The sequence below is a fragment of the Methyloprofundus sp. genome (genome assembly GCF_965251085.1).
Classification (GTDB): domain Bacteria; phylum Pseudomonadota; class Gammaproteobacteria; order Methylococcales; family Methylomonadaceae; genus Methyloprofundus.
Map to the genome: position 1 here is coordinate 1,656,180 of NZ_OZ252594.1, position 25,511 is coordinate 1,681,690.

Annotated in this window: 21 protein-coding genes; 11 read left to right on the forward strand and 10 right to left on the reverse strand. The window is 39.6% G+C overall.

Translation table 11 applies throughout. From position 1 onward, the window contains the following. Positions 1-128: 128 nt before the first annotated feature. Genes tnpC through tnpA form a run of 3 tightly spaced genes read right to left on the reverse strand, consistent with a single transcriptional unit; the run spans position 129 to position 2,489 of the window. Positions 129-1,826 carry an IS66 family transposase gene (tnpC, locus tag ACQY3F_RS07590; RefSeq protein ID WP_428354273.1) on the reverse strand — a complete coding sequence of 566 codons (1,698 nt, stop codon included), beginning with the start codon at positions 1,824-1,826 and terminating at the stop codon, positions 129-131. Then, positions 1,810-2,175: an IS66 family insertion sequence element accessory protein TnpB gene (gene tnpB / locus ACQY3F_RS07595; protein WP_428353150.1), complete on the reverse strand. Its 366-nt coding sequence runs from the start codon at positions 2,173-2,175 to the stop codon at positions 1,810-1,812. The genes tnpC and tnpB overlap by 17 nt, the downstream gene beginning before the upstream one ends. Beyond that, positions 2,172-2,489, reverse strand: a complete 318-nt coding sequence (gene tnpA, locus ACQY3F_RS07600; protein ID WP_428352923.1) for an IS66 family insertion sequence element accessory protein TnpA — start codon at positions 2,487-2,489, stop codon at positions 2,172-2,174. The genes tnpB and tnpA overlap by 4 nt, the downstream gene beginning before the upstream one ends. A gap of 235 nt (positions 2,490-2,724) precedes the next feature. On the opposite strand from tnpA, the gene ACQY3F_RS07605 reads away from it, so the two are divergent. Both ACQY3F_RS07605 and ACQY3F_RS07610 read left to right on the forward strand, forming a co-directional pair. Further along, positions 2,725-4,062 (forward strand): hypothetical protein, encoded by a 1,338-nt coding sequence (locus tag ACQY3F_RS07605; protein ID WP_428354274.1) that lies wholly within the window; start codon positions 2,725-2,727, stop codon positions 4,060-4,062. 114 nt (positions 4,063-4,176) lie between these two features. Next, entirely contained in the window at positions 4,177-5,118 is a 942-nt protein-coding gene (locus ACQY3F_RS07610) for a hypothetical protein (protein ID WP_428354275.1), read from the forward strand. Positions 5,119-5,692: 574 nt separating this feature from the next. On the opposite strand, the gene ACQY3F_RS07615 is transcribed toward ACQY3F_RS07610, so the two are convergent. Both ACQY3F_RS07615 and ACQY3F_RS07620 read right to left on the reverse strand, forming a co-directional pair. Then, entirely contained in the window at positions 5,693-6,355 is a 663-nt protein-coding gene (locus ACQY3F_RS07615) for a hypothetical protein (protein WP_428353804.1), read from the reverse strand. Beyond that, positions 6,356-7,573, reverse strand: coding sequence for an AAA family ATPase (locus tag ACQY3F_RS07620; protein WP_428353803.1), 1,218 nt, complete (start codon positions 7,571-7,573; stop codon positions 6,356-6,358). 614 nt (positions 7,574-8,187) lie between these two features. Between ACQY3F_RS07620 and ACQY3F_RS07625 the strand changes: the two genes are divergently transcribed. Next, on the forward strand, positions 8,188-9,576 hold the full coding sequence (locus ACQY3F_RS07625) for a Fic family protein (RefSeq protein ID WP_428354276.1): 1,389 nt from the start codon (positions 8,188-8,190) through the stop codon (positions 9,574-9,576). Between the two features lie 92 nt (positions 9,577-9,668). Further along, positions 9,669-11,030, forward strand: coding sequence for an IS1380 family transposase (locus ACQY3F_RS07630; protein WP_428352976.1), 1,362 nt, complete (start codon positions 9,669-9,671; stop codon positions 11,028-11,030). Between the two features lie 573 nt (positions 11,031-11,603). On the opposite strand, the gene ACQY3F_RS07635 is transcribed toward ACQY3F_RS07630, so the two are convergent. From ACQY3F_RS07635 to ACQY3F_RS07650, 4 genes are all read right to left on the reverse strand, one after another. Further along, positions 11,604-11,861 (reverse strand): hypothetical protein, encoded by a 258-nt coding sequence (locus ACQY3F_RS07635; RefSeq protein ID WP_428354277.1) that lies wholly within the window; start codon positions 11,859-11,861, stop codon positions 11,604-11,606. A 378-nt stretch (positions 11,862-12,239) separates the two neighbouring features. Beyond that, positions 12,240-13,553, reverse strand: a complete 1,314-nt coding sequence (ltrA, locus tag ACQY3F_RS07640) for a group II intron reverse transcriptase/maturase (RefSeq protein WP_428354278.1) — start codon at positions 13,551-13,553, stop codon at positions 12,240-12,242. Positions 13,554-14,307: 754 nt separating this feature from the next. Next, positions 14,308-14,961, reverse strand: coding sequence for a TMEM165/GDT1 family protein (locus ACQY3F_RS07645; RefSeq protein ID WP_428354279.1), 654 nt, complete (start codon positions 14,959-14,961; stop codon positions 14,308-14,310). A 28-nt stretch (positions 14,962-14,989) separates the two neighbouring features. Further along, positions 14,990-15,367 carry a VOC family protein gene (locus tag ACQY3F_RS07650; RefSeq protein WP_428354280.1) on the reverse strand — a complete coding sequence of 126 codons (378 nt, stop codon included), beginning with the start codon at positions 15,365-15,367 and terminating at the stop codon, positions 14,990-14,992. 386 nt (positions 15,368-15,753) lie between these two features. Between ACQY3F_RS07650 and ACQY3F_RS07655 the strand changes: the two genes are divergently transcribed. The 5 genes from ACQY3F_RS07655 to ACQY3F_RS07675 all read left to right on the forward strand — a co-directional run bounded on the left by ACQY3F_RS07655 (position 15,754) and on the right by ACQY3F_RS07675 (position 23,024). Further along, complete coding sequence (locus ACQY3F_RS07655; protein WP_428354281.1) at positions 15,754-17,085, forward strand: TolC family protein; 1,332 nt, start codon at positions 15,754-15,756, stop codon at positions 17,083-17,085. After that, the gene (locus tag ACQY3F_RS07660; RefSeq protein WP_428354282.1) at positions 17,086-18,213 is read left to right on the forward strand and encodes an efflux RND transporter periplasmic adaptor subunit; all 1,128 of its coding nucleotides are present in this window, start codon (positions 17,086-17,088) and stop codon (positions 18,211-18,213) included. It begins immediately after the preceding gene. Positions 18,214-18,221: 8 nt separating this feature from the next. Continuing rightward, positions 18,222-21,866, forward strand: coding sequence for an efflux RND transporter permease subunit (locus tag ACQY3F_RS07665; protein ID WP_428354283.1), 3,645 nt, complete (start codon positions 18,222-18,224; stop codon positions 21,864-21,866). Between the two features lie 582 nt (positions 21,867-22,448). Beyond that, entirely contained in the window at positions 22,449-22,730 is a 282-nt protein-coding gene (locus ACQY3F_RS07670; protein ID WP_428354284.1) for a CopG family ribbon-helix-helix protein, read from the forward strand. A gap of 3 nt (positions 22,731-22,733) precedes the next feature. Next, a complete protein-coding gene (locus ACQY3F_RS07675) occupies positions 22,734-23,024 on the forward strand; it encodes a type II toxin-antitoxin system RelE/ParE family toxin (RefSeq protein ID WP_428354285.1) in 291 nt (96 codons plus the stop codon). Between the two features lie 20 nt (positions 23,025-23,044). On the opposite strand, the gene ACQY3F_RS07680 is transcribed toward ACQY3F_RS07675, so the two are convergent. Further along, the gene (locus tag ACQY3F_RS07680) at positions 23,045-23,248 is read right to left on the reverse strand and encodes a hypothetical protein (protein WP_428354286.1); all 204 of its coding nucleotides are present in this window, start codon (positions 23,246-23,248) and stop codon (positions 23,045-23,047) included. Between the two features lie 736 nt (positions 23,249-23,984). On the opposite strand from ACQY3F_RS07680, the gene ACQY3F_RS07685 reads away from it, so the two are divergent. Both ACQY3F_RS07685 and ACQY3F_RS07690 read left to right on the forward strand, forming a co-directional pair. After that, entirely contained in the window at positions 23,985-24,866 is an 882-nt protein-coding gene (locus ACQY3F_RS07685) for a formylglycine-generating enzyme family protein (RefSeq protein ID WP_428354287.1), read from the forward strand. Positions 24,867-24,898: 32 nt separating this feature from the next. After that, positions 24,899-25,492, forward strand: a complete 594-nt coding sequence (locus tag ACQY3F_RS07690) for a hypothetical protein (RefSeq protein WP_428354288.1) — start codon at positions 24,899-24,901, stop codon at positions 25,490-25,492. The last annotated feature ends 19 nt before the right edge of the window (positions 25,493-25,511 follow it).

Below are 25,511 nucleotides of genomic sequence, written 5' to 3' on the forward strand. Positions count from 1 at the left end.
CACAAAAAAACAACCATTCCAGCGTTGTGCTAAAGTTATAATGATTGAAATGCGCTTGTCTATACTAAGCACTTACAGAACATGACCAACGCCTCAAAGGTAAGCGCTCAACGAAGCACGTACTTGCCCTATTCAGGCGTATCTGATTTTTTAATATTCCAGGGCAACAAAGCCTCCACTTTATCAACCGTATCAGCATAAGGTAAAGCAGTGAGAACCTGCTTAAGATATGCATAAGGCTCCAGCCCATTTGCTTTAGCTGTTTCTATCAGGCTGTAATGTATTGCACTGGCACGAGCACCCGCAGGGGTATCAGAAAATAACCAGGCTTTGCGCCCTATCACAAACGGGCGAATCGCATTTTCTGCCAGGATGTTGCTAATATTGAGTTCACCATGGGTGCAATACACATTGAGTTTTTCCCACTGGTTACTCAGGTAAGTCATTGCCTTTCCTGTCAGGCTATCTTTAGGTACTTTATGCTGGTTTTCTTCCAGATAGGCTTTGAGCTGGTTCAATACAGGAATGCTCTTCTCCTGGCGCTGCTGATATTTTTCATCCACTGACAGGTCTTTAATTTCTCGCTCAATGACATACAGTTTATTGATCAGGCTCAGCGCTTTACCTGCTTTTGAGGGTTTGTTATTTTGTCCCTTTTTGCGTTTAGGCTGTGCATTCTGGGCATCTTTAAAATAACGACGCGCATGATCCCAGCACCCCAGCTGGGTGATGCTGTTTTTTTGGCACACGGCATTGTACCCCGCATAGCCATCGGTTTGCAGATAGCCACTAAAGCCGTCAAGCAGGCGCATGGGGACGTCTCCACTACGAGAGGGATCGTATTCAAACAGGATGCTTTTTTCACCCGGTGGCCCGCCAAGCGTCACCCACATATATTTATCTGAGGTCGCTGGCCGCCCCGGTTCTTTTAATACCTGAACCCGCGTTTCATCAGCGAGTATGACTGCCCCTGTGTGTTGATGCTCTCGCATCAGGTTAATCAGGGGCTGAAGTTGTTTAGCCAGTGCGATCATCCAGTTTGCTAATGTCGCTCTGGAGATGTCACCCCCATAACGAGACAAGATGCCTTCTTGCCGATATAAAGGTAAGCCGTCAGCATACTTGGCGATAATAACAAAGCACATTAAACTGATGCTTCCCATTGCTCTGGCAATAGGGTGTCTGGGCATTTGTGCGGCTTTAACCTGGCGTTGTTTTTCGCCTTCAATCTGTTTGATAAAGACCGCTTTTTCCTGCATGTATTCAAGAACACGTACTTTAGCAGGAATAATATCCAGCTCTTCTTTCACTTTAGTAAAGAAAGTATCAATAGCACCTTCTTTTTCTTCATCGGTTAAATAAATAAAAATTTGCTCGCGAGGTAACTTATCTGAGAAGGGTTTGCGTCCCGGCTTTTTCTTGGTGCCAGTAGAACTTGTTTGTTTTTCGTCCTCAGGTGCTTCATCAGCCTCCAGGTCTAGCTCCTCATCGCTATCCGCTTCATTCTCTGCTTCATCAAACAAAGAGGATTGATGAGATTGTTCACTGGATGATCCAAAGCGTTTTATTTTAGATAAGCGTAGTACCTCTTCCAGAATAAGGATGCGTTTTTTCTGTTCGGAAATCACCCCAGACTTAACTTCAATCACACGCGTCAGTTCATCAATAGCCTGTTTTTTTTCAAGCAACAAAGCAACACTCTCCGACAGCAAAGAACCGGCTTTATCTTGTTGTTTTATATTTGAAATATCGGCTAAAATCATGGCTTTATTATAGCATTTATAGTGGCAATAATGAACACAAAAACAGCTAAAAAACAGACTCATATTGAAGTTTTTTATGACCTTTCATCGCGCTAATATCAAAGCCATCCAGCAGCCAGTTTAACGGCTGGCCTGTTAAGGTTAATGTCTCTTCCTCACCCTTAGGCCACTTAAATGTTTCTTCTACCAATGACTTGTAATAAAGGACAAAACCATTATCTTCCCAAAACAGGCATTTAATCTTATTCCGCCGTTTATTCGTAAAGGCATAGAGAGCCCCCTCAAAAGGATTATGCCCTAACTCACATTCAACAATCGCCGATAAGCCCCGATGTGACTTACGAAAATCAATGGGCTGCCGATACAGATACACTTCTGTCAAAGACAGAGAGGGACGCATAACAACCGTCATCGCAACAGCTCAAGCAGTGGTTGAATACACGGCATAGTATCCTGCGTAATACCTTCCAACCGAATACCATCATTAAATTGCAAAGATAATCCTGGGACTGGCGCAGATGAACGATCCCCGTCAACCCGAATACGTGTAAACCCTGTAGGGGAAGTAGTCGGCTTTACAGTCGATTTACGTTTCCAGTAGCCTAACTTTTGCGGACATAAATCATGCTGTCGACAATAAGCTACCTGTGATTGGCCTGATGCCTGCCAGTGCTCTATGTGAATAGGCCAGAAAGTCTTTGCCTGTATTTTTTCTAACGCTGCCATTTAAAATTCCCCGTGGTATTTAACAATGGGGATAGTTTGGCATTAATCTGAGTTGCCGTGAAGTACGCTGACTATTGAGCGCTTACCCTCAAAGCCATTGCAGCTTTGAGCAGTAAACAAATTAAGGTTATGATTTTATATAAACTATAGGCTTGTAAAAATAATAATGATAATAATGATAATAATAATGTATTTTAAAAGTAATATTACACGACTTACTACCGAGATTAAATAAATGATACGAAATGAGATGTACATAATAAAATCAACTTCATTTTTTGCAGAAATCAACAAAAGGCTTCAAAGTATTTTAATACTTTCATTCATTACAATGCTTGTCGGGTGTGCTTCAACAGGCAGTGTAACTTCAACAGGTGATTCCATCTCTAATATAGAGTCAGCATTTAAAAAGGGTAATGTCAGACTAACTTGTGGGATATCTTGTTCGGGCTCTTATGGGGCTAAACGAAATGAGTTAAAAGGTTTTTATGAAAATGAACTATGGGATGATCTTGCTAATGTTGTAGCTATTTCTGGCCATAAAGGTGATCAAGAGTACTATTATCTTGGTCGAGCTGCTGAAGGCTTGGGCTATTACCTTGCGGCGCAAACATACTATAAATTGGCACTAGCTGACGCATATAACTGTGATGGTATTATCAATAATTGTGATGGCCTTGTGTTTCCACGAGATGCTGAAGCTGGTTTGCAGCGTTTAACAAAGATAGCTAATGATGCACAAGCTAGTCATAAGGCTTTAGACGTTTCAAATGCTACATTAGAAGCAAGGTATGAAATATTGCAGAAAGATCAAGAGGCACTCAAAAGAGAATTAGATGAATATAAATATGGGGCTGAAAGAACAATAGCAGAAGTTAATAAAGCTTACGACGAAAAAGATTATGCTCGTGCCAAACAAAATATTGCTTGGCTTTCTTCAAAGCACCCTGAATCCCCTTATAATGCAAAATTTAAAAAACTTCTAAAAAAGATTGAGAAAAAAGAAAGAGAAGAGGAAAAAATAAATAAAGAAAAAGAACAAGAAAGAGAAAGAATAAGGCTGGAAAATCTTAAAAAAACTGGAATGTGGAGTGTCCAATATTATGTAGATGAGTTTGGAGAAGATTTAAAAGAAGGATACATTGTAAATACAACCGACATAGATGGAAGGTTTAGTAATTCAGTGTCTGATAACTCAACAATGAAAGCTAGAATATTAATTTCTAATGCGTCAGAAATTTCTATTAAAATTTATCAATATGGTTATAGTCTTGTTCAAGGAGGAGGAAGTATTATGAAAAGTGAGCTTTTTGTATTTAAGATCCAAGATAATGATGGCAATAAATTTGAAATATCATCACGCAATCAATTTGATAGATTTACCTTTAGAGAAGAATACTCATTAAAGCTTCACAATGCTTTAATGAAAGGTGGTAAATTAAAATTCTTTGTAACTGATATTACTCCATCGACACATGGCAGTTTCGACTACATTCCTGATCGCTATTTTTTTGTTATTGAAAATGCAGATTTTTATCAAAATTCTTATAAAATTCTTATGGATATGAAATAAATTTATAATATATTTTTACTACATCGGCAGGATTATTTTTATGATCGGTTTCCCCTGGAAACATGTGGATATGTCTCCAAACCTTTGGGTTTTTTATATTTCTAGGATGAGCCAGTGGGAATGCTAAAAATATTAGGTATTGTATTAAGTTCAAGTGTGATTTCGGTTCTAATCACTGCTCTATTCACAAGGACATCACATGCAGAATCCATAGCCTTAAAGTACATAACTGAAGAGCGTGCAAAATGGCGGGCAAGAATAAAAGAATTAATGAGTGTATTAAGTTTCACTATTAATGAACCCTCCATAGATATGGCAAAAATCAGGAGTACATCAACTTGTCTTAAATTAAACTTAAACCCAAATGAAAATGAAATCATTGACTCTGAAATTATAAAGACTATTAATAGTTTATGTAATATTCCTACTTATGAAAAGTTTAAAAAATTAGAATTACAGGTTTCTTTTTTGTTAAAACATGACTGGGATAGGGCAAAGAATGAAGCAAAGATTACCTTTTCTCCAGTTTTTATATTCCCAATTTTTATCATTGTCATCTGGTCTGTTTTTTATATATTCCTGAAAGGTACAGAGATTTATACACTCATTCAAGATACCCCGTATATGTCAGGATCATATAATGAGTTAGCAGCTTCACTTGTTATGATTATTGCTCCATTTTCAATTTATAAAGTTTGGGGTGATAAAAAAAATGACAGACTTAAAAATGAATACAATAAAAAATTTCAGAGTGAATTTCAACTACGGGGTCTGCTGGGTGTAAGTGAAGCGAAGCACTGCATTTTGCCCTCATCAATAACAGGAAAAATGATGACATTAACAGAAAACATTCGATGTGAAATTAAGGCAGGTAATATTCCGCCAATTTTTACAGCTTCAGATTTTAAAAGTGTTGGAATTGAAGATAAGAATAATAATATTTCTAACTACGATAAAAAAAATAATGGGCCACAAAATAGCCATACTACTGTTTTAGTTTCAATAAAAATAGGAAAGGAAATATACTACACGTTTGATGAACAGCTCTTTGATTAGCAATTCTCTGCTCATTGAAAAAATGTTATTGTTCTCCATATATAGTGCTTTATACGTTTCTGTAAAAACAGACTTACGTGTAATTAAGCTACACAACTATAAGGTTGGCCGAAAAGCCAACCTAGCATATAAAAAGATACTTGATGAAGTATGATTATAATTCTCTATTAACCTTTATTAGATAAATATTCTAAATTCAAATGTATAAATAACAATATTGAAAATATACTGCACACACAAGGTGTGAAAATTAGGGTCAGGTCTTTGGTTTATGACTACGCCTCAGTCAGTGATATTGTTAAGAATCATAAATCAAGGCTCTGTCACCGTTAAGTGTGGAAAAATACAATCCAATTTCTTAATGCCCAAAACACAAGGCTTGAAGCAGAATTCTACTGCCTATATAAGTCATTAAAATAATAGCGGTTTTCTAAATTCCACACTTAACGGTGACAGAGCCTAAATCAAAGACCGTGACCCCCGAGGTTTGCTTTGTTCTTTTTGATTCACACGTTGGACAAGGGAAAGCATCTGGTTTGCTTTCCACGTGAACAGCTATTTTTCTTTAGATAAACTAAACACTAAGAATCAAAACGCATAGCCTATTCAATTCATCACATCTTTGTCTTGCCAAAGAGAGGTTTTTGACTAATTGTTGAGCGTACGAATTATATTTTCTTGCAGGTTTTTTATTTAACTTTCTTTTATCACCAACTTTCTTTCGGCTGGGATAGCCAATATCAATTAACCTTTGCTCTGTATCAATGATTAATTCATAGTCTTTAATTTCACCCAAACTATTATCTAAAGCAGTAAAGTGGTCATGACTTGCTAGTAACCAAGTCTCAGTGTTTTCAGTTGGTAATATGTAATAACAGTGTTCAGGCTCATTTTCTAAGGAAAACCTATTATTTAAGGCTTCTTCACAGCATTGTCTTTGCATTCTACCTGCGTCAATACAAACTTTATTTAATTGGCCTGCTATATCTGTATCCATTTGTACAAATAAAGCAGAGGCTCCATTAAAATCAATTAGCATCTGAATTTTATTTTTATTAGCTTGGCACCAATTTGTAACCTCACCGAAACCATGCTGTTTATAAGTGCCACTAGTTGAATCTTTTTGAGGTGCAATCACTATAAAAGTAATTTCATTATTACTAAGGTGTTTAGCTATGGCTTGAAAAATAATAACATCTGTTTCTCCTTCAGCAACTAGAAGTATATTTTTTGTCACTTAAAACCCTTCTGGCAAGCCACCAATCAACCCTGATAACCAAATTTCAGATAGCTTCATTCCTCCATGTTCTTTTACCCAATCATCGCGAGTAAATCCTTCTGGAGGAGGAATGCGATTAACTTCAGTGTGCCCCTTGTCATTACGACTTACAACAAATAAACGATGGAGAGGATTAAATAAATCAATCGCATCCAAGGTTGTGGGGTTGTGAGTAGTCATTAAAATTTGTTTTTCTGGGTGTTCTTCTAACATAGTTGAAATATTACCCATTAACTCTCTGACTAGACCTGGGTTTAAAGCATTATCAACATTATCTAATGCAAATATATCTGGCGATTTTTGATGAAGTAATAGCACCAAAATAAATAAAATATACAAGGCTCCCTCGCTAACATCATAAGCATAAAGATTGTTAAATTTTGTACCCATATACTTATCTGTATATCTTACAACTCGTTTCCCTGTATGCAAGTGATTGGATTGTAATTCGGGAGAAATTTCCTCGGTGGTAGCAATTTTTTCAAACCAATCTAATAATTCGAAAAATCGACGCAAATCATGCTTTACAGATTTATGGGCATCTTGAATAACTTCATTTAATGCAACAGCTAAGCCACCTCCATATAACCCTAGAGGTTCTTTACGACTTTCATCAGGTGAAACTCCTCGTAGAATTGGAGTCGATAGAGAGTAAATGGCATATTTCTTAATTGTATTTAATTGCTTTAACTCTTCTTCAGTAAAGCTACCCAATGCTTCTAGTGTTGACATAACACTTTGAAGTTTTGGTAACTTTTCAAATGGCATATTATCCAAAGAACTAATGGAAACACCACGGTTACTACGTCCACCTAGCTTATGATTACCTTTACTTATTTTTTCAGCAGAGAAAATAAATTCTGTTTCGTCATTAGGGCTAATATTTGCGTGATAATTAAAGTCATCAAACTCAGCATCTAAGGAAAAGGTGTTTTTGCGAGATAAGTTACGAAAAGAGGATTTAAAAACTTCTGGAGCAGACAGCCTGATCCCCCTATCTGCTAATTTGTTATAACTTACTTGTCCATCTAGAGCGCAAGACAATACACCGATAGCTTCTAAAAAGTTGCTTTTACCTGCTCCATTAGTACCAATAAACACATTTAGCTGACTAAGCTCAACTGTTTGATATACAATAGATTTAAATGATTTAATAGTAACTTGTTTAATGGGCATGGTATCGAATAGGCAATTTCAGATGAATCCTTTATCTTTAATATGGCGTGTATTATACGTAATATAGTAGATCTATTCGTATTAATGTAAAGTCCTAATATTTTTTTCGCTTTTTCAATCGCGTGGTAGTCGTCCGCATTTCCTTTTCAGCTCTCAGTTTGGTAAACATCAGAGTTTCGTTTTTGTTCTTTTCAAAGCCCTTGGCAGTCTGTCGAGCTTATTTTCTTGGTACCCAGCTTGGCAAACAACAACGCCAGGGTCAGGTCTTTGGGTCAGGTCTTTGGTTTATGACTACGCCTCAGACAGTGATATTGTTAAGAATCATAAATCGAAGACCCTATCGTTTTATACTATCATTTTCCTCCTCAAATGGCTTGACACCGTGTCGAGAAATCGTTTATTTTGCCTCTACCGAAACTCGTGTTTCGACTCCAATAAAATAACCGGTTCTACAGCGATCGCGGACTAGCTGTCCTCTCATCCGCTCTCCGTGGCTGGTGCGAATGTAATTGTTTTTACATAATATCTACTAATTTTAAGTAAATTTACACTATAATACTTATTTATAAACATTTTTTTATGTTTGTAGGTGTTTTTAAACAGTCGGTATTTATATGAATCAAAACAAAATAGGTCTTGCATGGATTAAAGAGCAATTTATTCTTGACGATATTAAAATTGATACCGAATGTTTTGCCGCAAAAATTTCCTCAATCAACAAAGAAGATATGCAATGCCATCTCTATCCAGAATCTTACCGCCCTAAGGACACGGTTGTTGAGCAATTAAAATTTGCACTAAAATATGAGTCATTGAATCTTCGATGCTTATCAGCTTTATTCAAGAAACCTGATATTGATAAAGAGATTGAGAAAGCTTTAGTTTCAAGTCCAGGTAGCAAATACAATAGACTGATTGGCTTTTATTATGAGTTTTTGACAAACAAATCACTTCAGACACAAAAATTGCTGACAGGTAATTATATCGATGCGGTTAATAAAGACAGTTATTATGTTGCACCCAGTATAAAAGAACAAAAATTTCGTGTTAATAACAACTTAACGGGAAATGGCATGCTAACCATGCTAATTCATAGAAATGAAAAGCTATTAAAGGATGATGAACTTAAGCTTTTACTGATTGAATCAGTTTCAGGATATCCTGTTGAGTTCCTTGATAGAGCCACTCGCTACTTAATTTCCAAAGAAACAAAGTCTTCTAATGAAATTGAAGCAGAAAGCATTAGTCCAAACAAACTGATTAAGTTCATCTTTGCACTGGAAACAATCAATAATGAAGAGCTAACAAAAGAAAAGCTGATTGATACCCTGAATATTATCAAAGAAAAGCACTATCATGAATTCGATTACAGAGTTGAACAAAATTATCTAGGCGATTCTGGGTTTAATTATATTGGCTCTATTGATTATGTCCCCCCTAAGCCATTTGATGCACATGAATTAATGGACGAATGGTTTTTGGTTAGGAATAAAGTCTTACAATCAGATATGCCGTCCATAGTTAAAGCAGCTGCTTTATCCTCAAGCTTTGTTTTTATTCATCCTTTCATGGATGGAAATGGTCGCATTAGCCGATATATTATGCAAGATACCTTATATAGAATGGGCGTTATTGATAAACAATGCTCTCTTCCCTTATCAAGCGGACTATTGTTAGAATTAAAAAAGTATTATGATGTATTAAATGAAAAATCTCAGAAAATAATGGAATATGTTGATTTTCATCTTGATGACAATGGAGGATTAACGGTAAACGGCGACACCGCAGATTTATACAGGCACTTAAGCTTTGATTCAGACGCGCTTTTTTTATCGAACATTGCTAAAAAGGTCACTCAAGAGTTAGTCCCTAAAGAAATGGAAAAGCTTAAATTATTTGATAGTATTTTTCAAAATTTAAAAGAAAATATTGACCTTCCTAATAAAGATATTAGTTTAATAACAACACTTTTAATGAATAACAAGGGAAAGATTAGCACCTAAATCCTGCAAGCATTATACATAATAATCCACAAAACTCCTTATTAAACAATGATATAATATCATTTTCCTGATTTCACTATCTCATTGTTTTAATGAAGCCCTCTAAAGTATCAAAATCCTCATCTCACGTAAGAAACCGTACCCGAACGGTAAAAATGACATCTACAGCACATGGATTGACAAGCCAGGCGGGACTGATTCCCGTCGTGAAATATTTAGACAGGATAGGTTTTGAAAAAACCGTAAAACAAAGCGTTCCACATCGGCGGGGTGAAAATGCAGACCATCACTTATCTGATGTGGTTCTATTGACGTTGGTTGGCATGATGGGGGGAGCAACATCAATGGCAAAGGTGACGACCGTATGGGCAGATAGCGTACTGCGCAAAGTAGCTGGCTGGATAAAGATTCCTGTTGAAACCACAATTTTACGGATCTTTAAAGAAGTAAGTGATAGGCAGATAAGCCAGTTTGAAACGCTCACGCATACTTTGCGTGGTCAACACTGGCGGCGATTGCTTCGTTCCGGAAAATCGAAAACTGGCATACAATCCGTCCAGTGGGTCGATGTCGATTCAACTGTGGACACCGTTTGTGGTCGACAAGAAGGAAGTGCCAAAGGCTTCAACCCCAAAAAGAAAGGTGCCCGTTCATACCATCCACAACTCGCTTTTCTAGCGGAAACAAAAGAAATTTTACAAGCCTGGTTCCGGACAGGCAATGCCTTTACAAGCAATGGTGTTGTAGAATTTACCAAACAGTTACTTGCACACTTGCCCAATCGGATGCGCATTATTTTTCGCGGTGACAGTGGTTATTTTGTCGGTGATTTGCTTGAATTTCTCGATACCAGAGGGCATGGGTATCTAATAAAGGTTAAACTTAAGAATTTGAACGCATTGCTGGCCAAACAGGCCTGGACAGCCATACAAGGCCGACCCGGTTGGGAGCAGAGCGAGTTTCAATATCGTTGTGGTGGCTGGTCTCGCTCTCGTCAGTTTGTCGCGGTCAGGATAAAGCAACCTAAACAAGTGACAGGACCTCAGTCCGAGCTTTGGGATACGGCAGAATATGACTATTTTTGTTATGTAACAACTGAACCTCTATCGCCTTGGCAAACACATAAGAAGTATGGTGAACGAGCGACGTGCGAAACATGGATTGAAGAAGCAAAATCACAAATGGGTTTAGGTAAAATCAGAACGAATCAATTTCTGGCTAATGCCGCATTATTTCATTGCGCCGTTCTTGCCTACAATACCGTGCGCTGGATGGCTCAATTGAGTGGCAACAAAACGTTGTGCCAATGGGAGCCGGATACACTTCGTACTTATCTGATTCGGGTGGCTGGAAAATTACTCACAGGCAATAATCAGCTGAGAGTCAGAACACCTGCAGGTCCGCTCTATCCACAGGAATGGGATGATTGGGTTAAGGTGGGGTTACTCGCTTAACATTAACCGAAGTTAAGTCACTTTGATTAAAAGGTCATGGCACGTTGGCAGGGTGTTTATTGCCTTGGGCTCGGGGGATATCCATACGATACAAAAAATTTCCTCTATTTATGATTTAAATCTGGATATTTTGATCGGTTGGACAAAGAGGGCTGGCAAAGCGGCAGTAAAAACCTAATAACCACTTAGCTAGACAGGTTAATGAGAGTCAAAATATGGGCTTGCAGGATTTAGGTAGCATAAAAAAAAGAAAAGGTGTATTAGGTCATATTCATGCTGTAAGTCTTAATTATGCTGAGCAGGTTTATGAAGAGACTTTTTACAGCTTAATTTAAAAAACCTTCCTTCTAAGTAACAAAAACATAAACACTTGTTTTATATGATTTTGTTATTTGTAGTTGGTTGGCTTTCTGGCAAAGCTTAAAATGCTGATTACCCATAAACTCTCAGCTATATTCGTCATTCCCAGAACATTGGAGTCAAGAACATTGGGGTCTTTGATTTATGATTTTTAACAAGAATGTCATACCTTGAAATTCAAGAATATTCACTTTTAAGCCCTATTATCATAAATCAAAGACCTTTGTTTCGCTGTGTAAGTGAGTGAAGTTGAATGTCATCACTAAAATAGTGTAGTGCGGGTTTCACGCAGTCATTAATTTCTTTTTCGGTCATTGTTGTTTCTATCACGATTCGGCTTTTATTGCCCTTAATACGTGAATCCTCAGATAAGCTAGTTTCAATGGTGCCAATGAATTCAGCAATAAGATTATCTAAATCTTCACTAGAAATTTTCGAAGCGGATGCTTTTTTTACTTTTAATTCGTACATGTATTGTGTCCTTTATATTACTGACCTTAGCGCCAAATCTAAACGGTTTAATGTGTAGTATAAATGGCTTGAGTTCATTGCAGGTAGCTTATTTAAGTAATGCTTCAAATACATCAGTCTGTACGAGTTTACTGTACAGTAGAGAGACGCAGAATTTGAAATATCAACCAAAAGGGTCAGTATTTAATGCTGCTTACTTAAGCATTTATTAATTCGATATCAATGAGTTGAGAAGTAGGTTGGGTTAGATTTTTTTACGAAGAAAAAAAACGTAACCCAACAACACACTGATATACATGAAAATTCTGGGCATCGGGTCAGAGGAGGCTAGCCTCCGTCTGCCCACAGCACCGTGCGTACGGGTCCGTACACGGCTCCTCACGCAAGACTTATCCATTGAGAAACCTCAAACCAATGTTTCACCCTTCGGTCAGATCGTATTTCCTGCCCTTTCTCTTTTATAAACCAACTATTCGGATAGGCTTTCGTCACTGCTCGCGCATTTGATAACACCCACCGTTTGTTGTTTGAGAATACGGCATTCCCTGCTTGTTTTCGCGGTACTCCTCGTTTGATCAGTTTTCGATACAGGTGCTTTTTCCTCTTTTGTTGATCCACTATCCTTGATCGTAATCGTCGCCTTATATGCGCTTCAATTTTCTTTAGTTGCGCGGGGTAATAGGTCAAACTGTAGTAGTTTGACCAACCCACGTACCATTGATTGATCTCGTCTAGTGTTGTTTCCAGAGTCTGATGAGTGCCTCTTGGGGTCAGTTCTTTGACTTTATCCATGGCGGATTGCAGGGCTTTATGCGCAATCGCAATCGTCCCGTCTACCACGGTAAATCCCAAAAACTTGACCTTCTCGGATTTGGCCACTTGGCTTTTATCCTGATTCACTTTCAGTTTTAGCTTCTTTTCGATAAATTGGCTGACTTTTTCCATGACTCTATCTGCCGCTTTTTGCGATTTGACAAAGATGTTACAGTCGTCTGCGAATCGACAAAACTCAAGTCCGCGTTTTTCCAATTCCTGATCCAGTTCATCCAGAACTATGTTGCTCAGTAAAGGGCTTAGTGGACTTCCTTGTACCGCCCCTTCTTCGCTTGAGGTAACGACACCCTTTATCATAACACCGCTTCGCAACATGATCCCTACGAGACGAAGTATCCGTTTATCCGATACTTTCTCTCCCATTCGGGCTATTAGCCGGTCGTGGTGGATTCGATCGAAAAACTTCGATAAATCAATATCTACCACATAGGGTTTACCACTTCTTATTATATGTTGAGCCATTTGCACGGCTTGGTGCTGACTTCGTCCTGAGATAAAGCCGTAACTATGCTGTGAAAAATCCCGCTCAAAAATAGGGTTTAGTAGTAGTTTCATGGTTGCTTGTACCACTCGATCTCGTACCGTCGGTATGCCAAGTAGTCGTACTCCCTGGCCTTGCGGCTTAGGTATTTCTACTCGACGTACGGGCGAGGGTTTGTAAGTCCAGTCTGTCAGTTCCTGTCGCAGCTGGCTTAGCTCTTCGTCTAAACTGGCTTCAAAGTCCATTATGCTTACCCCGTCTATTCCGGGTTTGCCTTTGTTCTTCTTTACCTGTTCAAATCCTATAGTCAAGTACAATGTTGAGCATAGGTTTTCGAAAAGTCTTTGTTCCTCTTCAAATAGGTCTCTTTGGTTCATTTTACTCTTTCGTTTGCAGTGGTCTTTCATGCATCTCGCACAATCCATTCGTTCACAGTATACGTTGTGAATAGTGAGTTGCTCCTTTCAGGCAGATGTCATACCACCAGTCTATAATCAACAGCCGTGACCGCCTACGTGTTCCGCCCTTCACCTCTAACACCCTGTTGCTGATTCGATGTTTTGCCCTCATCCATGTCACCATGGATTCATCGGCACCGAACTTTACGATTACTATGGCCTCATCTGAAAACCCTCGGTCCATAACGACTACATTGCTGTAGCGCTTAGGGCTTAAAGAGTCGCAGTTACTCCGACCCAAATCCGATGGCTCCTCACTGGGTAAGATAGTCACCCGTTTCTCAATCTACCTACCTTCAATACGACAACCCGTTACGGTGAGAATGTCGGGCTTTGGTGGTTGCAGACACCTTACCCCCTGATTGCCGCCTTACAAAGGTTCACTTTCGCTTAGGTGATTGATTTGGCTAGAGCTTCCTTCAGATTCCGCATTGGCTCTCTATAACCGTGGTTCCCTGTTGGGTAGCTATGGAGAGTTTCTTTGGACACCCTTGCTTTCGCCTACTTCTTCCCTTCTCACAGGGCAAAGGCTGGACTTTCACCAACTAGCTGACTATCATGCCAGTCACACTACGTTATCTGCGCTTCGCTTGATAAGCTAACCCAATCTACGATTATAAGGTGTTGTTTACTAAGGTATTATATCTTAAGTAAGCAGTATTAGGGTCATACACTATTGTAATGTAGATATAAACTGCTCGGTTGAGCCAAATGTTTTCGTAAAACCAAGATAAGCTTGATAGGCCGCAACAATTGCCAATATTAAAAAAAACACTCCGCTTAGTTGGTGTAATAAGCGTAGCGGTATTTTCTTTAGTACGGTTCTGCCTGCAATAACACCTAAAACAGACGTCGTTGCCAAGGCGAGTGTAGAGCCAATCCAGATAGCAGCGGGTAGGGCGGTACTACTTAATGCAACCACCGCGAGTTGTGTCTTATCGCCAAATTCCGCCACTGTAATTAATAAAAAAGTAGTCAGGAAAAGATGATGAGCACTTTTTTCCTGTACTACTGTTTCTTGTTCTGCATCATTAAAGAATATAGCCTGTAAGCCAAAAGCAAAAAATAGCAGACTGACGATAGCCGCGACAATATAATCAGCAAGCCAGCTGGCAATAACAACGCCGAATAATACAGCCAATGTATTCAGTAATGCAAAGGCCGTGATGGCGCCAAATATCACCGGTTTTGCTCGATAACGTGCTGCTAGCGTCATGCAAACCAATTGACTTTTATCACCCATTTCAGCGGCAATAATTAAGACATAACTAGTGCTAATGGGTGTAAACCAGTCCAGAAAAACGGAATGTAGAGGCGAAAAGTCCATCAGCAATTGCTACGCAAATGGCTAATAATTAATGACGACCGATTACTTCGATTGCATTGGCATCAAGATCACGAAAAAACAAGGCCTTGCGCCCTGATTTACTCATTGTATAAAAAACTTTATTTGCATCCAGGCTTTCACGTACGCAATCAAAATCATCTACCGTTAAGGCTACATGACGATCACGGCCGCCATGCTCAGGTCGTCCGGTCGTGGGATCTATATTATCTAATAATAGAATGTGTAGCTGCTGATTTTCTCCTAATTCAAACCATGCACCAGGGAACCCTAGGTCAGGCCGTTCAATTTGTTGCAAGCCAACAATTTTCGTATAAAATTTTATTGAAGCGTCTAAATCAGAAATCATTAGACTGGAGTGATGTAATAAAAAGTTTAATTTTTTCATTTTATATAGTTGCATTAAGACTTGTAGCGAATAATCATACAAGGAAAAAGTATTAGTCGTTTGAGTATTACTTTAGAAGTTCAAAATAGAACACGCACATGATAAGCAGCAATCACTTAATTATGCTAGGTGGCTAGTGTCTAGCTAGCTTACAATGTATTGTAAGCCAAGATTAATGAGCGAGTGATACAATTTTTTGGATGTTTTTAATCAGTGTTGATTACACTGCTAAAAAATACTTAACAATCTTGAAGCTATCATTGTTTTTGGTATGTTATTAAACGTAATAATGTACTGCATGGTATATGATCCTTATGTCCGTTGGCAGTGTAGGTGGAGAGTGACGTATAATTTTTTTTCAGTTTTCAGGAACAAGGAACTTAATAATGTTTAAGTATGCAGAGCCATACAAAATTCTAACCAAGCCTATTAATTTCCTGTTGTTTGCCTTGTTCGGCTGTCATAGTGTCAATGCAGAGCTACTCACCATGAATCAGGCTCTGGAACAGGCTTTACACGCAAACAGGTTATTGGAAAATGCTGGCCTGGAAGTTCATAAAGCAGCCTCATCGCTTGCAGCTGAACGAACTAAACGCTACCCACAGTTACACTTTGATTTTTCCGAATCCTATAATCTCACACCGCAATCCTATACTTACGAGGCTGGAGTGTTTGGGGCTGTTCCCACTGAGGATGTAAGTATCGTCTCGGAACGTGGCTTTACCACGGTCTTATCTGCCGGCATTAAACAACCTTTATCGCAATTATATAAAATAGGTTTATCTATTGATCAATTTGCAGTCAGAGAAGATATTGCTGAAGAACAGGTTCGTGCCCAGCGACAGGAAATCGTTAAAAAAGTCAGGGACAATTATTATAAAATTTTAAAAACGCAATATTCTTTAAGCGCAAATGAACAACGTACGATTTTTTTGCGAGAGTTAAACCAACTAGTTGATCGTTATTACCAAGAGAAAACGGTTCTGCAATACCAGACTATGGAAGTTCAGGCCAAGCTTGCTCGCTCCAGGCATGAAGCATTTAGAGATAAAAATGACTTGTTGACCCAGCAGGAACGACTTAATGTGTTATTAGGGCGTGATATAAATAAGCAATTTTCCGTGACTTCAATAAATGATTCGCTATTGCCTGTGCCGGGTCTGGATGAGATCGAATCTATTTCGCTGTCGATGCGACCAGAAGTAAGAGAAACACAACTGAAGCTGGAATATGACAAATATGGCTACCAGATAAAACAGGCAGAATATATACCTGATATTGATTTTGAAGTACGCTATAGCCGTTTATTTGGTACTGAATTTATCCCGGATGAAGAAGCCGTGCTGGCGCTAAAACTTAAGTGGGATATTTATGACTGGGGACAAAAGTCGCAAGAACTGAGCAAGAAAAACTATGCTATTCAGCAGTCACGCAACCAGATTCGCGAAACCAAAGCACGCATTGTTATAGAAGTGAACGAACGTTATCGACAATTACAGGATGCTAATGATATGCAACAGGTATCTGAACTGACTCAGGCTGCCGCACAGGAAAAATTACGGGTTTTGATGAGTCAATATCGACAACAAGTTGTATTACTGGATGATGTACTGCGTGCTGAAGCTGATTTAGCGGATGCTAACAATCAGTACCACCAGGCATTACTCTCTGCCTGGAGTGCCAGAGCCGCACTAGACAAAGCGATGGGGATTGAATAAATGACTTTTAGATTAAAACTATTATCAATGATGCTACTAAGTATTGCCTTAACTGGCTGCAGCGAAAAAAATGCTACCCCCTCAGCTAGTTATATTCCGGTACGGGTGTTATCTCTGCAACAACATACCGGCGCACATGGTAGCCGCTATACAGCCAATATTATTCCCAATACTCAGGTTAATCTGGCCTTTAAAGTCAATGGTTATATAGAATCAATCCTTGAGGTGACAGCGACGGATGGTACACAACAGCAGATTGATCGGGGTAATCTGGTGAGTAAGGGCAAAGTATTAGCACGAATTAAAGACAATCAATATCAGGATAAAGTCAAAGAAGCTAAAGCGAGCCTGGCTAGCGCAAACGCAGCCTGGGTAAAAGCGCAAGCAGACTATAAACGTGCCAAGATCCTGTATAAAGAAAAAAGCCTGACCGCGCCCGATTATGATTCTGCATTACAGGAATATTCAACTGCTCAGGCTAATGTTGCAGCGGCCCGTGCGCAATTAGCAGATGCACAGCAAAATCTGGCTTATTGTGCTCTGGTAGCGCCTATGAATGGCGTGCTCTTAAATAAAAACATAGCCGTAGGAACTCTGGTTAAACCCGCAAGTGCAGCTTTTGTCTTGGCTGATATGAGTAAGGTAAAGGTCGTGTTCGCTGTGCCGGATACTATGCTTAAAATTATCAGCCTGGGCGACCCGCTTAAGGTAACTACCCGTGCATTGGCGGATCAGGTTTTTAGTGGTGTGGTGAGTAATATCTCTCCCTCAGCGGACCAACAGACGCGTGTGTTTGAAATTGAAATTGCCATTGATAATGCTCAGGGCTTATTAAAGGACGGCATGATTGCGGCACTACAGATACCGGAGTTATCCCAGCAGGATAGTCGTTTGGTATTTCTGCCGATTAATGCGGTGGTACGTAGCAAAGACCAGCCTAAGGGATATGCTGTTTATACCATTAAGGAAAATGTAAATAAGCGCTTTGCAATCCTAACCAACGTTCAGCTAGGGAAGGTAGAGGGCAATAACATCAGTGTGCTTTCCGGATTAAAAGCGGATGTTCAGGTCATTGTTTCGGGCGTTAATACCGTCTGGGATGGCGCTGAAGTCCGCATAATAGATTAAGTATTACTATGACACATATTGATGATCAGCTAGCGATTCAGCAAACGCAGAACCTCGCCCGGTTTTGTACTGAAAACAGAGCTATTTCCTGGGTGTTTCTGGTTGCTGTGTTTTTATGGGGCTTTTATGGCTATGGCGATATGCCCAAACGCAAAGACCCCAATATCCCTATAAATGTTGCTTCGGTCATCACCCCCTGGCCCGGTAAAACGGCGTTGGAAGTTGAGCAACTGATTACCTATCCGGTTGAACGGGCGATAGCCGAAAATAAGACCATACGCGCCTTATCTACACGTGAATGGGGCTTGAAGTCCATTAGCCTTCCCAATGTTTCGATTGTACAAATCAGGCTTTCCGATGCCGTATCAGGTAAGGATAAATTACAACAGTTCAATGATATTAATTTAAAGCTGCAAGCCATCAGCGAAAGTCTTCCCCCAGGTGCCGGGCCGATCAAGTTTAACAGTGGTTTTTCAGATACTGCTTCACTATTATTAGAAGTGGTTAGTCCAAAAGAAAGTGAGGTCGAATTATCTTTACGTGCCCGGGATATTAGCAAAGCTATTATATTGGCACGTAAGACTGCCGATCCTGGTGTTTCGCGAGTTTCACTGGTCTTTGTTTTACCGCGCAAAGTTAATACTCAGGCTGTTACGCCGGTATTAGGTGCTTTTATTCAGGACCTCCACGACTTACACCCGGGCTGGAATATTCAGCCATTAAAGGGACCGGGCTTTGTGGGAGTCGACTTTCCTGCACCTAAAGGGGTAGATGATGCCGGTATCATTGCCTTAAGTAATAATTTTCTCAATCAACGTCTTGGCTTATATCAGTTTCACCCTGATGTCTGGAATCCGGTTGTTATTCGACAAACGGCATCCACTCAGGAACAGTTGAGTAAAGCCGGGGGTGATAAATACAGTTATCGAGAATTAGATGATTTTTCTGATCTAATTGCACGCAACCTGAGTATGGCGGCAGAAGTTTCCAAAGTTAACCGATCCGGAGTTTTACCCGAGCAGATTACTCTGGCGTATTCGCAGGTACAACTAGCTTCCTACGCATTACAACCCCAGCAAATTGAAAATGCCTTAAATGCGCGCAATACTCCCTATACCGGTGGTTCAATTCAGGTGAATGGTATGGGACTGAATATCGAACCTAGTGGTCAGTTTGATGCGGTAGATGAAATAGCAGATGTGGTTATCGCTCGGAACAGTGATGGCTTACTGGTCTATTTACGCGATATTGCCGAGATTCACAGGGGGTATCAATTTCCGCCCAGGTTGCTTAATTATTATAGCTGGCAAGATAAACAGACTGGGCAGTGGCAACGGAGCAGGGCCGTTTCTATTGCATTATTTATGCGCGAAGGCGATCAGCTGGGCAATTTTGCAATTAGTGTAGATGCTATTCTAGAAAAACTGGAGACGCAATTACCTGATGATTTAATGATAGTTCGTGTTTCAGACCAGCCAGAACAAGTAGTAGAAAGTACCGAATTATTTACCACTGCATTGATTGAAGCCATCGTTATGGTGGCACTTATTGCTTTAGTGGGATTTAGGGAGTGGCGTTCGGCACTGGTGATGCTGATTGCTATTCCACTCACCATGGCAATGACTTTTGGCATGATTTCAGCGTTGGGTATTGATGTCCAACAGGTTTCAATTGTCGCTTTAATTATTGCGCTGGGATTGCTTGTAGATGATCCGGTCGTTGCCTGTGATGCCATTAAACGTGAGCTGGAACGAGGACATGTCGCGTTGATTTCAGCCTGGCTGGGACCTACCAAACTGGCGAACGCCATTATGTTTGCCACGTTGACCAATGTTGCAGCTTATTTACCTTTGCTATTACTGACAGGAGATATAGGACATTTTCTGTATAGCTTGCCGATCGTGATGACTTGCGCATTAGTCGCATCACGCATCGTCTCGATGACTTTTATTCCCTTATTGGGCTATTACCTTTTGCAGCAGAATTCTATTGCCGAAGCGAGTATACAACAGAGGCGTAGTCAGGGGTTTACCGGCTGGTATTTTCGTATCGGTAAAGCGGCAATCAATCATCGTAAAAAAGTCTTGATTGCTTCACTCTTAATTCTCGTGTCTGGTGGGGTTATTAAGTCTCACCTGGTGACTTCATTTTTTCCTTATGATGTCCAGTATCTCTCATATGCCGATGTCTGGTTACGCAATAATGCCAGCTTGCAAGATACCCAAAAAACTGCGAATAAAGCGGTGCAGGTTATCCAGCAGGTTGCGCAAGAGTATGGCAAACAACACCCTGATAAAAACGGTAATCCTGCCCAATATCTGCAGTCGGTGAGTATCAATCTGGGGGGCAGTGGGCCTAAATTCTGGTTCTCAGTGATTAGTCAGATTCAGCAACTTAATTATGCGCAACTGGTTATTAGAGTTAATGACAAAGATGTCACACCAGAACTCATTTCACTTTGGCAACAGGCATTATCGACACAGGTTCCAGGTGCTGCAATTAATGTTAAGCAATTACAAACGCAACCCGTTGAATATCCTGTTGCTATACGTCTATCTAGTCGAGCGACTATTGACGGTGCACAGGCACCCGATAATACCCGGACCTTACGCAAGCTGGCTGAACAGGTAAAAATAATACTACGCGATGTAGATATTGCAGAGCGCATCAATGATGACTGGGGTGATCAGGATTTTACCGTTACCTTAAATGTATTGCCTGACTTGGCAAATCTAGCCGGAGTGACTAATTACGATATCGCCTATTCATCTGCGCTGGCCTTTAATGGCGTAAATATGTCGGCTTTACGCGTAGGTGACAAGCAAATTCCAGTTGTTACTACCTTGCGCCATAGGGAACGGGCACAGCTGTCGGACTTAAATAATCTCTATGTCTACGCGAGTGAGAATGATAATAAAGTACCTTTAGCTGCTGTCACGGATATTGCCTACAAGATGCGCACCAGTAAAATAATTCGTACGGGTGAATTTCGCGCGATTAGTGTTTTCGCTTACCCCGTTCCAGGCCATTACCCGTCACAGATTATGCAGCAGATTCGCGATGATCTTAAGTCATTTGAGAAAAACCTGCCGCCGGGCTATAAAATGGAAATAACGGGGTCAGAAGCGAATGCAAGCAATGGTAATAGTCAGTTAATGGGCGTGTTATTAATTTGTATTGGTTTGATTTACATTACTTTAGTTGTGCAGTTCAAAGATGCGGTTAAACCGCTGCTGGTTTTTGTTGCTGTTCCCTATGGAGTCTGTGGTGCGTTTTTTGCTCTAGCAGTGATGAACAGTACTTTCGGCTTTATGGCTTTTCTTGGCATCATTGCTCTGGTAGGCGTAATCGTCAGCCATATCATCGTGTTATTTGACTTTGTAGAAGACGCACGCGAGCGCGGCGAATCACTACAGGATTCATTGCTGGATGCTGGAATAGTGCGACTGAGACCGGTATTAATTACTGTGGGTGCAACTATTATGGCGCTTATTCCGTTGGCGATTCATGGTGGGCCACTTTGGCAACCACTGTGTTATGCACAAATTGGTGGACTCACCTTTGCGACATTTGTGACATTACTATTAGTCCCTGTTTACTATTCAGTGTTTGTGCTAGATCTTAAAATAGTGCAATGGCAAAATATAGAGTAGGGCGGTTTACCGTAGGGCGTGGCTTTGGCCGTTAGAATCACATGATCAACGGATAAAACCATTCCTAACCGCAGATTCTATGCATCATTTCAGGAGTTCAATATTGAAAATTGAAGACAAATCTCAACAAGCATTATTTACTCAACAATGAAACCGGAAAGTTCACCTGTCTATCTATACTCGATATAGTCTGTAGGGATGCTTATGTGATCAGCCAGAGTATCAAACATTTACTCTCTTCAATAAGATTAGTTAAGGCAATCTAAAACGATAATATGAGAGTGCTGTAAGGTGATAGCCGACCAATATTCCAATATCAATACTGTACGCTAAACGATCCTCTTTCGGACAAATATTTTGGAAGATGAAGTAAATTTAGATTGAAAAAAGAATCAACTTAGAGGTTAGCGTTAATTTTCGTACTGTTGGACTTCAACCCCCTAAAAGAGGGATTTTCCTCTAAAAAAAATGGATGATTTATTTGAAAAAATAGATAAATAAACTCATAATTTTGACATTAAATCTAATATGTATACACTGTAAGACAACATCTTATAAATTAACAATTGGGGTATGAACACTATGTCTACTGTGCCTTTTACATTTCGTATTGAAAAAGATTTAAAAAATAGTTTAGACCTTGAAGCTCAAGCTGAAGAACGCTCTTCCTCTTATTTAGCATCTCAAGCGATTAAAACAATGCTGGAGATAAGGACAGAAAAAAAACAGGCTATAGAAAAAGCTATTGTAGAAGCAGATAAAGGAACCTTCGTTTCACAAAAAGCAGTTCATCAATGGATGGATTCCTGGGATACAGAAAATGAGCTAGATAAACCAAAAGCAGATATTTTTTTAAAAAATTAGTGTATGTATATTGTTTACTTGGAAAGTAGTCTTAATGATCTTGAGTGGGTGAGATTTTATTATAAAAATATTTTTCCATCAGGAAAAAAGCAAGCAACGAGCCATATTAAAGCATCAGAAAAACTTATTAGTGAACATCCAAATATAGGTGAGGTTTATGATAGTACAAAAAATATAAAAGAATTAGCTATTAATAAAACACCATTTTCTTTTATATATCGTGTCAAAAAAGATAGAATAGAAATTCTTAGACTTTGGGACCAAAGAGGTGATCGTAATAATTTAATTATGTAAATTTATTTTTGATACATAAATTAGCCCTTAAACAAATTAAAGGGTAATTTACCTAGTTTTTTAAAATCAGTCTGTTTTTCAGTCTTGTTTTTTACATAGTCAAAAGCAAGCTTTATGTCTTTTTTATTCTGGGAAATAGCAAAACCTTTAAGATATCCATTAGAGCTTTTTTCATCTGCTTGCCTCGTTTTATAACGTCCCGCATCTATACCTAATTCTTTCAATGCTTTAGATAGGCGGCGTGACCCATAAATTTTTTGTTCTCCTCAAAAATATCGCGTACTTTGATATCAAACGCCTATTTTTTCCTGGCTTTATCTGTCACTTCAGATTGCTGGCTCCACGTATAAAAGCACTGGTACTGACTCTCATCTCCCTCTGGAGAAGGAGCTTATCTTAAGTCAACAGCATTAGACCCGGGCCTCACCTCACCCGGGTTAATACTTAACCACTCGCTCTAGTTTCAAGATCCAGCCTGCTTCACCAGCAACGAGTTTATATTGGAGCTGCCGAGTTCCACCGCTTGGTGCAGCGTTGGTATCACCCTTCAGGTAGATAGGGAATCGCCTTACCAAGGTTAATTCTACAACGCTAAATTCATCGTGCCCCATATAACCGACGGTATTTATGGTGTCATTGCATTGATCAAGGCTGTAGCTGGTCTCCTTTGCTCGCCACAGACTGGCCTAATCTGGACTCTGCAATTACCACGGTCTCGGTTGAGCAAGGGTATTATCTGGTCATGAACTCATCAAAGACAAGTAGAAGTCATCTCTGGATAATCTATATTCCATGGGAGGGGGGTGTAAAATGTGTGTTTGAGTTATATAATGATGGTTAACCAATAGCTTATCCCAGTTTGATTGCTTTGGACAATAAACTGTTGATTACTTATTCAATCAGTCAGCAGAGTATTGTTGTAAAGCAGCTTAGTTTAGGTGAATAAGTTTCCTTGATTTAATGTATTTAGTAATACTTAATTATAATAAAAAAATGAAAAAACCAATAAATTTAGAGTTTGGTAACAGGTTTACTTTATTCATTTTGATGGTTGGAATGTTTTTATCAGCTTGTAGTACACAAACTCTATTGCCGCCACAACCTACCCTCCCCAGGCATAATGTAATTAATGTACCAGAAACTGTTGAATTGCCAGCAGGTAAATTTTATATGGGAGATCAAAGTGGCATAGGAGATAAAGATGAGCGTCCTGTTCAACAAGTTGAAATAGCATCATTTGCAATAAGTAAATATGAAATAAGTTTTAAACAGTTTGATGAGTTTAGCGATGCAACAGGTCGAACTCTAGTCGATGACAGGGGGTGGGGGCGAAATCAGTTACCAGTAATAAATGTCAGCTGGGAAGACGCTCGTGCCTATACTCAATGGCTGTCACTAAATACAGGACAAAAGTGGCGCTTGCCATCAGAAGCAGAGTGGGAATATGCAGCTAGAGCAGGAAAGTACAGTAGTTACCAGTCAGGCAATCAGCAGGATGCGGTTTGTTCGATTGGAAATATTGCCGACCAGAAAGCCTATAACGCAGGAATCGCGACGCAAATTACCCAGTGTGATGATGGTGCGGTACATACTAAGCAGGTTGGGTCATATAGTGCAAATACATTTGGGCTCTATGATATGCATGGTAATTTATGGGAATGGGTAGCTGATTGTTATGCCACTTATGCTGATACTTCCGGTAGTGCTCAGTGTGAGAAGCGAGTTATTCGTGGTGGAAGTTTTTTAACACCGGCAATAAGTGCAAGAGTAAGCAATAGAGAAGCTTTAATGCCGGATGAACATTTGCAACAAGTGGGTTTTCGAGTGGTTCGTAAATTATGAGGCGTAAATCGACTGAATTAAATATATTTTCCATGTCAGCATTGGATTTGTTTGCCTCGGCTCTGGGGGCTTTTATATTAATTGTGTTAATTTTATTGCCCTATTATAAAAAAGAAAATTCGACAGTACCACCAGCGCCTAAAATATGTCCAGAACCCGCACCAGCTTGCCCCGAGTGCCCGACTCCACGCTCAGTTAAAAAGTGCCCTCCTATACCCGAACCCTCGGTTAAGTTTGCTGACAATTTATTAGTAATTGAGATGAGTTGGTATGAAAAGGGAGATGTCGATTTATATGTTACTACTCCTGATGGAAAGTATTATTATAATAATGAATATATCTCGGGTAAGCCTGGCAGGTTTACGGTAGACCATTTGTATGGCAGAGATGATGAAAAACCAGCCATAGAAGTTTGGAAAGCATTTAAACCTAGTCAGGGGATGTATAAAGTTTGTTTTAATTATTGGAAGAAAGGCGATGGAGAAATTTCTGTGGGTGGCCGTCTTGATAAGCCGACTGGACCCGTAATTATTCGGGCAAGAAAAATGAGAACAGGGCAAACAGTATGTCCACTGAAGTTTAAAATTTCAGCTGATTACACTTACACACAAGTTTCTTTGGACTAACTTCAAATGATAAAGTGAG

Coding starts and splice junctions, on each gene's coding strand:
- ACQY3F_RS07635 (WP_428354277.1), bottom strand. CDS start 11,861: ATGTACGAATTAAAAGTAAAAAAAGCATCCGCTTCGAAAATTTCTAGT.
- ACQY3F_RS07665 (WP_428354283.1), top strand. CDS start 18,222: ATGACACATATTGATGATCAGCTAGCGATTCAGCAAACGCAGAACCTC.
- ACQY3F_RS07645 (WP_428354279.1), bottom strand. CDS start 14,961: ATGGACTTTTCGCCTCTACATTCCGTTTTTCTGGACTGGTTTACACCC.
- ACQY3F_RS07685 (WP_428354287.1), top strand. CDS start 23,985: ATGTATTTAGTAATACTTAATTATAATAAAAAAATGAAAAAACCAATA.
- tnpA (WP_428352923.1), bottom strand. CDS start 2,489: ATGGCAGCGTTAGAAAAAATACAGGCAAAGACTTTCTGGCCTATTCAC.
- ACQY3F_RS07650 (WP_428354280.1), bottom strand. CDS start 15,367: ATGAAAAAATTAAACTTTTTATTACATCACTCCAGTCTAATGATTTCT.
- ACQY3F_RS07625 (WP_428354276.1), top strand. CDS start 8,188: ATGAATCAAAACAAAATAGGTCTTGCATGGATTAAAGAGCAATTTATT.
- tnpC (WP_428354273.1), bottom strand. CDS start 1,826: ATGAGTCTGTTTTTTAGCTGTTTTTGTGTTCATTATTGCCACTATAAA.
- ACQY3F_RS07660 (WP_428354282.1), top strand. CDS start 17,086: ATGACTTTTAGATTAAAACTATTATCAATGATGCTACTAAGTATTGCC.
- ACQY3F_RS07670 (WP_428354284.1), top strand. CDS start 22,449: ATGTCTACTGTGCCTTTTACATTTCGTATTGAAAAAGATTTAAAAAAT.
- ACQY3F_RS07630 (WP_428352976.1), top strand. CDS start 9,669: ATGAAGCCCTCTAAAGTATCAAAATCCTCATCTCACGTAAGAAACCGT.
- ACQY3F_RS07690 (WP_428354288.1), top strand. CDS start 24,899: ATGTCAGCATTGGATTTGTTTGCCTCGGCTCTGGGGGCTTTTATATTA.
- tnpB (WP_428353150.1), bottom strand. CDS start 2,175: ATGACGGTTGTTATGCGTCCCTCTCTGTCTTTGACAGAAGTGTATCTG.
- ACQY3F_RS07605 (WP_428354274.1), top strand. CDS start 2,725: ATGATACGAAATGAGATGTACATAATAAAATCAACTTCATTTTTTGCA.
- ACQY3F_RS07620 (WP_428353803.1), bottom strand. CDS start 7,573: ATGCCCATTAAACAAGTTACTATTAAATCATTTAAATCTATTGTATAT.
- ACQY3F_RS07655 (WP_428354281.1), top strand. CDS start 15,754: ATGTTTAAGTATGCAGAGCCATACAAAATTCTAACCAAGCCTATTAAT.
- ltrA (WP_428354278.1), bottom strand. CDS start 13,553: ATGAACCAAAGAGACCTATTTGAAGAGGAACAAAGACTTTTCGAAAAC.
- ACQY3F_RS07675 (WP_428354285.1), top strand. CDS start 22,734: ATGTATATTGTTTACTTGGAAAGTAGTCTTAATGATCTTGAGTGGGTG.